Annotated in this window: 9 protein-coding genes and 1 rRNA gene; 3 read left to right on the top strand and 7 right to left on the bottom strand. The window is 45.6% G+C overall.

All coding sequences use genetic code 11. The annotated features are described in order from the left end of the window. Both DFR62_RS15015 and DFR62_RS15010 read right to left on the bottom strand, forming a co-directional pair. Positions 1-87 (bottom strand): 16S ribosomal RNA (locus tag DFR62_RS15015); the annotation flags it as partial. A 279-nt stretch (positions 88-366) separates the two neighbouring features. Then, positions 367-1,269, bottom strand: coding sequence for a DMT family transporter (locus DFR62_RS15010; RefSeq protein WP_121301114.1), 903 nt, complete (start codon positions 1,267-1,269; stop codon positions 367-369). 96 nt (positions 1,270-1,365) lie between these two features. Between DFR62_RS15010 and DFR62_RS15005 the strand changes: the two genes are divergently transcribed. Together DFR62_RS15005 and DFR62_RS15000 are read left to right on the top strand one after the other, a co-directional pair. Further along, the gene (locus tag DFR62_RS15005) at positions 1,366-2,097 is read left to right on the top strand and encodes an MgtC/SapB family protein (RefSeq protein ID WP_121301113.1); all 732 of its coding nucleotides are present in this window, start codon (positions 1,366-1,368) and stop codon (positions 2,095-2,097) included. A 13-nt stretch (positions 2,098-2,110) separates the two neighbouring features. Beyond that, positions 2,111-3,100, top strand: a complete 990-nt coding sequence (locus DFR62_RS15000; RefSeq protein ID WP_121301112.1) for a cation diffusion facilitator family transporter — start codon at positions 2,111-2,113, stop codon at positions 3,098-3,100. 39 nt (positions 3,101-3,139) lie between these two features. Here DFR62_RS15000 and DFR62_RS14995 read toward each other — a convergent pair whose 3' ends face one another. From DFR62_RS14995 to pruA, 4 genes are all read right to left on the bottom strand, one after another. Then, positions 3,140-4,303 carry an iron-containing alcohol dehydrogenase gene (locus DFR62_RS14995; protein WP_121301111.1) on the bottom strand — a complete coding sequence of 388 codons (1,164 nt, stop codon included), beginning with the start codon at positions 4,301-4,303 and terminating at the stop codon, positions 3,140-3,142. Positions 4,304-4,413: 110 nt separating this feature from the next. Further along, positions 4,414-5,658: a Glu/Leu/Phe/Val family dehydrogenase gene (locus tag DFR62_RS14990; protein WP_058381172.1), complete on the bottom strand. Its 1,245-nt coding sequence runs from the start codon at positions 5,656-5,658 to the stop codon at positions 4,414-4,416. A gap of 81 nt (positions 5,659-5,739) precedes the next feature. Further along, entirely contained in the window at positions 5,740-6,933 is a 1,194-nt protein-coding gene (locus tag DFR62_RS14985) for an ornithine--oxo-acid transaminase (RefSeq protein WP_121301110.1), read from the bottom strand. Between the two features lie 153 nt (positions 6,934-7,086). Next, positions 7,087-8,631 (bottom strand): L-glutamate gamma-semialdehyde dehydrogenase, encoded by a 1,545-nt coding sequence (pruA, locus tag DFR62_RS14980; RefSeq protein WP_121301109.1) that lies wholly within the window; start codon positions 8,629-8,631, stop codon positions 7,087-7,089. Between the two features lie 138 nt (positions 8,632-8,769). On the opposite strand from pruA, the gene DFR62_RS14975 reads away from it, so the two are divergent. Next, complete coding sequence (locus DFR62_RS14975) at positions 8,770-10,080, top strand: sigma 54-interacting transcriptional regulator (RefSeq protein ID WP_121301108.1); 1,311 nt, start codon at positions 8,770-8,772, stop codon at positions 10,078-10,080. A 26-nt stretch (positions 10,081-10,106) separates the two neighbouring features. On the opposite strand, the gene yugI is transcribed toward DFR62_RS14975, so the two are convergent. Then, entirely contained in the window at positions 10,107-10,481 is a 375-nt protein-coding gene (gene yugI, locus DFR62_RS14970; RefSeq protein WP_121301107.1) for a S1 domain-containing post-transcriptional regulator GSP13, read from the bottom strand. Between the last annotated feature and the right edge of the window lie 72 nt (positions 10,482-10,553).

Below are 10,553 nucleotides of genomic sequence, written 5' to 3'. Positions count from 1 at the left end.
GAGCAAGCTCCACTATCTCCGCTCGACTTGCATGTATTAGGCACGCCGCCAGCGTTCGTCCTGAGCCAGGATCAAACTCTCCATTATAGAGTAGTATTGATTGCTCAATAGTTGCTGGCGTATCGCCGTCCCGAAAGACACGCGATTCGCTTGATCTGCCGAAGCTGATCAGTACGTTTGCCGCGATCACTCGCGGCTGTATTGTTGACGTTTTGCTGTTCAGTTTTCAAGGTTCATGTTGTGCGCCTTGTTTTGGCGACTTGATTACTATATCCTTTTTAAAACTCGATGTCAATACTATTTCAAAATATTTTTATCGGCTTGTTTCGAGGACATTTACTACTATATACCGGGCGCTTGAAAAAATCAAGCGCTTTTCCGAAAAAAGATTTTTCTAATTTTTTTATAGTCGGTTACGAAAAACAAAAGCCCGGCGATAACAATACTCCCTCCTATAATTTGCGATTTGCTGACCAATTCTCCAAGTATAAAATACGCCAGAATCGCTGCCCCGACTGGCTCAAATAGAATGGCAATGGATATTACATTCGTGCTCACCCACTTCACTGCCCAATTAAATAGCGTGTGTCCAAGAAGATTTGGGATAAGAGCTAATAGAATGAACCACATCCATTCTTCTTTAGGGTATGGCCCAAACGACTCTTCTTTTGCAATGATATAGAAAAATAGCGATATAGTACTGAAACTATACACAATGAATGTGTATGTCACTAAAGACAATCGCTTCCGCACATCTTGGCCAAATAATAAATACGCAGTAATCAGCGCACAAGCAATTAGCGCAAGTATGTCACCGAACAATGCACTTCCGCTTACTTGGAAGTCACCGTAAGCAATAACAACGCTTCCTGTTATTGCAACTGCTCCAGATATTAAAGTTTTTGCAGAGAGGCGCTCTTTAAAGAAGAAGTATGTTCCTGCAAATGCAAAAAGAGGCTGCAAAGTTACGAGAACTGTAGAACTCGCTACAGAAGTATAGTTAAGTGATTCGAACCAAAGAATAAAATGAAAAGCCAAGAAGATGCCAGCGATTGCTGAAAATACCCAGTCTCTTCTATTTAGTTTCTTTATTTCAGGCAGATAGCTATAGAGGAATACCGGGGACATTAATAGAATAGAAAATAACATCCGGTAAAATGCAGTGACGCCTGCATCAGCTGTGGTCATCTTTACAAAGATTGCAGACATCGCCACTGAGATGACTCCGATCAGAATGGGTATATAAGGGTGAATCGTTGGCTTTTCCATTAGGCACCTCTTGCTAAATTAGATTTTGACATCACTTTTCAGTTTGCCACTTGCCGGCTTCACATTCAACCGCAAAGTGAAATGGAGGTTGTGATCTTGGAATTTTTCAGCGCGCTCGAAATCTCTTCATTCGAGACATTTATGAAATTAACGATTGCCGCTGTTTTAAGTTTAGTTATAGGGTTAGAAAGGGAATTAAAGAGGAAGCCTGTTGGTTTGAAGACAAGTATGGTCATTGCCACATTCAGCTGTTTATTGACCATTATTTCAATTGAGTCTGCTTATATTGCAGAATCGAGCAGCAATGAAGGTGTAAATATCACAATGGATCCGCTACGGCTCGCAGCACAAATTGTTTCAGGTATTGGATTTCTAGGCGCTGGGGTTATATTGAAGCGAGGGAATGATTCCATTTCAGGATTAACTACAGCAGCAATGATTTGGGGGTCTGGCGGAATTGGTATTGCCGTGGCCGCCGGCTTTTACATTGAAGCATTGACCGCTGTCTTGCTAGTTCTTATTGGCATCGAAGTGATACCTCCCCTCCTTTTTCGTTTTGGCCCTAAGCGACTGAGACAAACAGAAGCTAGACTGACTATTTTTGTTTCTGGAGAGGAAGCTATCAGTGAAGTGTTAGAAGAGCTTAAACATAGCGGTATGACCATTGAAGACTTGTCGATTCTTCATCCTGAACAGCAAAATGGAAATTTGTATTACAAACTTTCGATTCGCATGTCTTACGCACAAGGAAAAGAAACTATCGAACTGTACAGGGAGATTTCTTCTATTAGTAGCGTAAAGCAAGTGGACATCGAAATGATTAATTAAAGGAGGAGTTTTTTTGGGAGAATTTTTCGGATTGTTAAAGGGAGGAAATAAACCATCTCTTTATGCAGCACTTATCAATACGTTTATTGCTATTATGAAAGGCGTCGCCTTTACTTTTACCGGAAATGTTGCCATGTTCGCAGAAACGATGCACTCGATCGGTGACGCAGCGAACCAGTATTTTGTTTTCATTGGCTCTGCATTATCGAAAAAAGCCCCAACCAAAAGGTTTCCCAATGGTTTTGGTCGCCTGTTAAACTTAGTTTTGCTTGCAGCCGTTTTAATTGTAGGAATCATGGCTTATGAAACCATTCGTGAGGGCTGGCACCAAATGTTGCACCCGATGGAAGCAGAAGGCTTTATTATCAGCGTTGTTGTTCTATCAATCGCAATTTTACTTGAGTTGTTTGTACTTTACAAAGCTGGTAAAGAAGTTCTGCATGAAGCTGGCGTGAAAGGCGGAGCACTTGCTCCACTTACTACAAGTTTTACCCATTTAAACCGTGCAAAACCAGCTACAAAACTGGTTTTCTTAGAAGACTTAGTCGCAACTTCTGGTGGTTTGCTGGCCCTAGTTGCTGTTTTGATCGCACACTATACTGGATTCCTGCAAATTGAAGGGGCGGCATCCATTGCAATCGGCTTCATGATGTTCTATGTTGTGACGAAAATCTTCTTGGATAATGCACGTGGTGTCATTGGGGAAACAGATGAACAGATGGTCAATCACATTGCACACCTTCTTTCTGAACGTCCTTCTGTCAAAGATATCCGTGAATTGGAAGTAGTTAAAGAGGGTGAATTTCTTCACGTTGAAACTTTGGTGGAGGTTGACCCTAATCTAACCGTCAAAGAAGCGGACGAGTTGCAGAACCGTTTGGCTGAACTTATTTTGAGCCAGCCTAGCGTCGATGATGTGATTGTCTCACTCGATGCAGATGACGGGGAAAAACACTGGGTACATGTAAGTAAGCGCCCCGATTCATTGAAGAAACCCGAATAAAAAAATCCCGATGCCTTATGCATCGGGATTTTTTCTATATTATAGCGAAGCCTGTAGAATTTTTTCTACATCTTCCCCGTTCAATTTATTGAAATTGCCGAACTCGCCATAAACTAATGTTTTGTCAACGATGTCCGAGAAACGGGAATCATCGATGTCGTAATCTTTCAGGCTGCTTGGAGCGCCAATCGATGTCCAGAATTCGACGAGACGGTCGATTCCTTCGTTTGCGATTTGTTCTTCAGATTTGTTTGATGGATCGACGCCGAACACACGGGTAGCCATTTGTGCGAATCGCGACGGGTTAACTGGAACGTTATGACGCATCCATTGCGGGAATAAAATTGCCAAGCCGCCTGCATGTGGAATGTCATAAATCGCAGAGACCGCATGCTCAATATTATGCGATGCCCAGTCTCCGTTATAGCCCATTTGCAGGAAGTTGTTAAGTCCCATCGTTCCGGCAAAAAGAATCGTTTCACGGTGCTCGTAGCTTTCAAGGTCTTCCATGAGCTTCGGAGCTGTCTCAATCACTGCACGCAGCACGCCCTCGATCATCTGGTCCTGTACCGGTGTATTCGTTGCATTGTGATAATACTGTTCGAACATGTGCGACATCATGTCCACCACGCCGTATACTGTGTGGTCGCGTGGGACGGATTTCGTGTATGTTGGGTCCAAAATAGAGAATTTAGGGAATGTTAACGGGCTGCCCCAGCCGTATTTTTCTTCTGTTTCTTCATTCGTGATAACAGAACCGGCGTTCATTTCAGAGCCTGTTGCTGCTAACGTCAAGACTGTTCCGAAAGGCAATACTTCTTCAGGCGTTGCTTTGCGTGTAACAAAATCCCATGCATCGCCATCGTACTTAGCTCCGGCTGCAATGAGTTTCGTGCAATCGATGACAGAACCGCCGCCAACTGCAAGCAGCATATCGATATTCTCTTTTTTGCAGATTTCAATTCCGCGTTTTGCTGTTGAAAGGCGCGGGTTTGGCTCAACGCCAGAAAGTTCATGGATTTCAACGCCCATGTCATTTAGCGTGGCCATAACTTCGTCGTAAAGGCCGTTTTTCTTGATGCTGCCTCCGCCGTATACGACCAATACTTTTTTGCCATAATTCGGCACTTCGTTTTTCAATGCTTCCAATTGCCCTTTGCCAAAAATCAATTTGACCGGGTTATAGAAAGAAAATGCGTTCATCTAATCTCCTCCTCCGATATACGTTCAGATTTCATTATGAATTTTCAATCCTGAAAAAGCAAAACATTGAGCATAAGAAAACCGCTCGGCATCAGCCGAGCGGTTGTTTTTTATACCCATCCACGGAAGCGTGAGGCTTCTGCAGTTCTTCTTGCACCGACCATATAAGCGGCAAGGCGCATGTCGATATTGCGGTTAGTAGCTACATTGTATACGTTCTCAAAAGCTTCCACCAATTTCTTCTCGAGCTTCTCGTCAACTTCTTCCTGCGTCCAGTAATAACCTTGGTTATTCTGCACCCATTCAAAGTAAGAAACTGTAACACCGCCTGAACTCGCAAGCACATCAGGGACCAGTAAGATTCCGCGATCTGTCAAGATCTTCGTTGCTTCAGCCGTTGTTGGCCCGTTTGCAGCTTCGACTACGATAGAAGCTTTGATATCGTGTGCATTTTCTTCTGTGATCTGGTTGGCGATTGCCGCCGGCACCAGGATATCACAGTCGATTTCGAACAACTCTTTATTGGTGATGGTATTGTCGAAAAGCGTTGTAACGGTACCGAAGCTGTCGCGGCGGTCGAGAAGATAATCGATATCCAAACCTTCTGGGTCGTGAAGTGCACCGTAAGCATCGGAAATACCGACAACTTTGGCTCCTGCATCGTGAAGGAATTTCGCCAAGAAGCTGCCTGCGTTACCAAATCCTTGGATAACGACGCGTGCGCCTTTCATGTCAAGTCCGCGTTTTTTCGCCGCTTCATTGATCACGATCGTAACGCCTTGTGCAGTTGCTTTGTCACGGCCTTGTGAGCCGCCCAGCACAATCGGCTTACCTGTAATGAATCCTGGTGAGTTGAATTCGTCAATCTTGCTGTATTCGTCGAACATCCAGGCCATGATTTGCGAGTTTGTGAATACATCCGGCGCAGGGATGTCCTTGTTCGGTCCGACAATCTGGCTAATGGCGCGTACATAGCCACGGCTCAGCTTTTCGATTTCATGCATGGACATTTCGCGCGGATCGCAAATGATGCCGCCTTTACCGCCGCCGTATGGCAAGTCTACGATTCCGCATTTCAATGTCATCCACATGGAAAGCGCGATAACCTCGTCGCGGTTCACATCAGGGTGGAATCGGACTCCCCCTTTAGTCGGGCCGACAGCGTCGTTATGCTGCGCGCGGAATCCCGTGAACACTTTGGTTTTCCCATCGTCCATCCGGATCGGGATACGCACTTCCAAGATCCGCATCGGTTCCTTCAGAAGTTCATACATCGAATCTTCGTATCCAAGTTTATCCAATGCAATTTTAATGACATCCTGCGTTGACGTCAACAAGTTCAAGTTTTCAGCCATTGTTTAGTTTCGCCTCTTTGTATTTTAGTAATTACTCGCATCTAGTGTAACATGGCAAACTTCCATTTGCCACATCGATTGTTATTTTGTGAACACTTGGTGAATACGCTCTAGTGCCCAGTCTAGCTCTTCTTTCGTGATAATCAATGGCGGTGCAAAACGGATGACTGTATCATGCGTTTCTTTGCACAAAAGCCCGAGTTCTTTCAGCTGTTCGCAGTAAGGACGCGCAGCTTCAGTCAATTCCATTCCGATAAACAAGCCGCGTCCGCGTACTTCTTTGATTACAGGATGGTCGAGTTTTTTCAGTTCATCCATGAAGTAAGTGCCGAGTTCCTGAGAACGCCCTGTAAGGTTTTCGTCTTGGATGACTTGCATGGAAGCAATGGATACGGCACATGCTAGTGGGTTGCCGCCGAAAGTGGAGCCGTGTGAACCTGGATTGAATACGCCGAGCACTTCATTGTCCGCGACGACACAAGAAATCGGGAATACTCCGCCTCCAAGCGCTTTACCGAGAATGTACATATCCGGATCTACATCTTCCCATTCGCAAGCGAACATTTTACCGGTACGTGCAAGGCCACACTGGATTTCGTCAGCGATGAACAAAACATTGTTTTCGCGGCAAAGTTCGCGCGCTGCTTTTAAGAAGCCTTTTGGCGGCATGATGATCCCGGCTTCGCCTTGGATCGGCTCGATGAGAAAGGCTGCAGTGTTTGGCGTAATGGCATTTTTCAATGCTTCCAAATCACCGAACGGTACGATGTTGATGCCAGGAAGCATCGGGCCGAAGCCTCTGCGGTATTCAGGGTCAGATGAAAGTGAAACAGCAGTCATCGTACGGCCATGGAAGTTGCCTTCGCATGCAATGATTTCTGCTTTGTTTTCTTCAACGCCTTTAACGTCGTATGCCCAGCGGCGGGCAGCTTTGATGGCAGTTTCGACAGCTTCCGCTCCCGTGTTCATCGGCAAAGCCATTTCTTTCCCTGAAATCTTGCAGATCATTTCATACCACGGCGCCAATTGGTCATTGTGGAAAGCGCGCGACGTCAAAGTCACCCGATCAGCTTGGTCTTTCAAAGCCTGGATGATTTTCGGATGGCGGTGGCCTTGGTTCACTGCTGAATAGGCAGACAGCATATCCATGAATTTATTGCCTTCCGGATCCGTCACCCATACACCTTCCGCTTTCGAGATGACGATTGGTAGTGGATGGTAGTTCTTTGCCCCGTACTGTTCTGTTTTTTCAATGATTGACTGTGTTTGTGTCATTCCAAATTCCTCCTTTTAGTTAAGGGTAGACCCGCTGAGCTCTTAAGGTGATGTGGCACTACTCATAGATGTATGCGCTTAACGGAACCTTTTTTAAAAAAAGGCAGACACGGAGTCTGCCTTTTGTGCATCATTATACCATTAAGTGAATAATTAAAACATCTCAGAAGTTGTTTGTGCTTGCATATGAAGAACCAAGTAGTCTGGCCCGCCTGCTTTTGAATCGGTACCGGACATGTTGAATCCGCCGAATGACTGATAACCTACGATTGCGCCTGTGCAGCCGCGGTTAAAGTACAAGTTGCCGACATGGAACTCGTCGCGCGCATACTCGAGGTGTTCACGGTTGTTGGTAATGACGCCGCCAGTCAAGCCGTATTCTGTGTTGTTGGCGATATCAATCGCTTCTTTGAAGTCTTTTGCTTTCATCAATCCAACAACCGGCCCGAAGATTTCTTCTTGCATGATGCGGGCTTGTGGATCCAAGTCAGCGAAAACCGTTGGGTTCACGAAGAATCCTGTGGAATCGTCGCCATCTCCACCAGCAACTAGGCGGCCTTCGCCTTTGCCGATTTCAATGTAATCCATGATTTTTTTATATGAGTTTCCGTCAATGACAGGACCCATGAAGTTCGATTGGTCAACTGTGTTACCGATCGTTAGTTCATTTGTCAATTCCACTACTCGCTCAAGTACTTCGTCGTAGACATCTTCAACGATGACCGCACGTGATCCAGCAGAACATTTCTGCCCACTGAAGCCGAAAGCGGATTTGACGATGGATTGTGCTGCAAGCTCAAGGTCTGCATTGTTGTCGACGACCATTGTGTTTTTGCCGCCCATTTCAGCGATTAGGCGTTTCATCCAGATTTGGCCTTCATTCACTTTCGAAGAACGTTCTGCGATGCGCAAGCCCACTTCTTTTGAACCTGTGAATGAAATGAAGCGAGTGTTCGGGTGGTCGACCAAATAGTCGCCTACTTCAGATCCCGGTCCAGGAATATAGTTGACGACGCCTTTAGGCATGCCCGCTTCTTCCAATACTTCGATGAATTTATAAGCGACAACCGGAGTTGTTGAAGCTGGCTTCAAAAGAACCGTGTTCCCTGCTACCATCGCTGCAACTGTTGTACCCGCCATGATTGCGAATGCAAAGTTCCACGGAGAGATGACAACGCCGACGCCGAGTGGAATATAGTCATAGCGGTTGTATTCGCCAGGACGGCTTTCCATTGGCATGCCGTCTTTTAGGCGCAGCATTTGGCGGCCGTAGTATTCTAGGAAATCGATTGCTTCTGCAGTATCTGCATCTGCTTCATTCCATGGCTTGCCTGCTTCTTTAGTAAGTAGCGCAGAGAATTCATGTTTACGGCGGCGAATGATCGCTGCTGCTCTGAACAAGACATCTGCACGTACTTCAGGTTTCACTTTTTTCCATGTTTTAAAGGCAGCGTCCGCTTCTTGCATAGCTTTTTCTGCGAGTTCTTTATTTGATTTGGAGACGCGCCCAACGATTTCTTCTTTATCCGCCGGATTGAATGAAACGATTTTGTCTTCAGTCGTTACGCGTTCTCCGCCGATGATTAGCGGGTAATCCTGGCCGAGGTATCCTTCAACCGTTTTCAGGCCTTCCAAGTATGCATTGCGATTCTCCTCGATCGAGAAATCTGTGAATGGTTCATGTTTGTAGGGAATCATTGGGAATCCTCCTTATAATTGAGCGAGCGCAAAAAAATTTGCACTCTTAATCTGTTTCCACTTATAATAATGCAAAAGATTATTGCGTTTTTCAAGTATTTTAATCTAAAAAGTCAAAAAAATTTTGGAGTGATGGCCATGAACGATGCGCAAATAGACTTGGCCCCTTTTTATAAATTCGCTGGAGACCACGTGGCTGTAGGTTTACACGCCATAGACAGCAAAGGGAAGACCATTTTATATAACCGCAAGATGCGGGAAATCGAAGGCTTCGATTTTCAGGAATTAACGGACCGGTCGCTTTTGGAGATGTTCCGTTTCGACCAAACACAGAGCACTTTGCTGCAAGTACTGACGAGCGGCACCCCGATCTTGAACATCAAACAAACGTATTGGAACCGTAAAGGCCAAGAGATTACGACCATCAACGATAGTTATCCAGTCTTTGAGAACGGCGAATTGATTGGGGCGATTGAACTTGCACGGGATGTCACGACTTTGGAGCGTGTCATCTACCAACCATTAAAAAAATACGAGGAACCGATTACGTTCGCGAGCTTGACTGCCGTATCGGCGAGCATGAAAAACATCATTGCCCGTGCAGAAAAAGCTGCAGCCGCGAAATTGCCCGTGTTATTGGTCGGAGAATCAGGTACCGGAAAAGAACTTCTCGCGGAAGCGATCCATTCCGCTCATGCTTCCGAGCTTCCGATGCATATCTTGTATTGCCACGGCACCGATAGCCGGTTGATTGACGAGTTGGATAAGGAAATTGAACGCATGCAGCATGGCACGATTTATTGTGAGCGCATTGACTTGTTGCCGCGCGCCTTGCAGATGCAATTGCTTGAAGTCGTCGAACGGCATGCGGCAGGCGATTGCTATTTTGTCGCGAGCGTCGGTGACGATCCCGTCGAGCTGATCTCTTCTAATACTCTAGTAAAAGATTTATATTATTTCTTCTCGGCCATGACCATCAAAGTGGAACCATTGCGCCGCAGGAAAGAAGACATCCTACCGTTTGTCGATGATTATTTCTCCAGGCACCGCATGAAAGTCGGATCGGTCATACGTTCTTTGTCAGATGAAGTGGAGAAATTATTCCTCAGCTATGACTGGCCGGGCAACTTGAAAGAACTCGAATTGCTGTTGGATGAAATCACATCACTCGTCACGACACAGGAAGTCGTGACAGCTTCCATGCTACCGCACCACTTTAAGCTAAAAACCCAAAGCGGGTCGCTGCAGCCGGAAGATTTCCTGGTCCGCTCCGATAAGGATTTACTGCCGCTCGAGGAATATTTGCAAGAAGCGGAAATGTATTACTTGGAAAAAGCGATGGACCTTTTCGGGGGTAATGTAACAAAGGCAGCCCAAGCACTCGGCATGAGCCGCCAGAATCTTCAATACCGCCTGCGGAAGATCAAAAAAAACGCCCAATCGACGTAATGTCGATTGGGCGTTTTATTGAGTTCTTATTGGCCGGAACGTTTGATCCATTCCTGCATTTTGTCTTTCAAAGTGTTGAAGCCTTCAGAGTCGCTCTCGTTCACATGAGACTGAAGAGATTGACGCGGCTTTTCACTTTTTTGAGCTGCCGGCGGCTGTTCTTGCAACGCGCGAATCGACAAGCTGATTTTTTTCGATTTAGTATCGACGTCCAAAACTTTCACGTCTACTTCCTGTCCAACAGACAAGTATTCGCTGACTTCTTTCACATAACCGTGCGTAATTTCTGAAATGTGGACAAGTCCTTGTGTTTGGTCGTCAAGTGCAACGAATGCACCGTATGGCTGGATTCCTGTTACTTTGCCGGAGACTTTATCTCCTGTTTGATACGTTTTTGTCATAGTTAACCGCTCCTAGTCTTTATCTAAATTACTGTACACCTATTGGCATCTGTACATTATAGCACAGGTTCC

Source organism: Planococcus citreus, from assembly GCF_003664125.1.
In the GTDB taxonomy this organism is placed as follows: Bacteria; Bacillota; Bacilli; order Bacillales_A; family Planococcaceae; genus Planococcus; species Planococcus citreus.
The sequence above is the reverse complement of the archived record's forward strand: the minus strand, read 5'-3'. Positions and strand labels throughout refer to the sequence as shown.